The sequence below is a fragment of the Mesorhizobium sp. M1A.T.Ca.IN.004.03.1.1 genome (assembly GCF_003997555.1).
GTDB lineage: Bacteria > Pseudomonadota > Alphaproteobacteria > Rhizobiales > Rhizobiaceae > Mesorhizobium.
Window position 1 is genome coordinate 1 of record NZ_RZTV01000213.1, and the last position, 279, is coordinate 279.

Genomic DNA, 279 nt, shown 5'->3' on the forward strand with positions numbered 1-279 from the left:
AGAATGGAGACTTCCGCAGTGATCTGCGCCGCAAGGGCGGCGGGAATGGTTTCCAGCACCATACCAAACGCGCCGGCGGCTTCCAGGCTCCGCGCGTCCTCTCGGATACGTTCCGCCGCTGCGGGCTCCCGCTCCTGCGCGCGATGCCCGCCCAGCATGTGGATGGACTGCGGAGTCAGGCCAAGGTGCCCCATCACGGGGATGCCCACGTCAGTCAGGCGGTGTACCGTGGCTGCCATCGGCGCGCCGCCCTCCAATTTCACCGCCTGCGCGCCCGCT

Annotated in this window: 1 protein-coding gene; it reads right to left on the minus strand. The window is 68.8% G+C overall.

What is annotated here, in order from left to right; genetic code table 11:
- Window positions 1-279 (minus strand): 3-methyl-2-oxobutanoate hydroxymethyltransferase (locus tag EOD29_RS31395; RefSeq protein ID WP_206520537.1); only part of this gene is annotated, 279 nt, incomplete at both ends.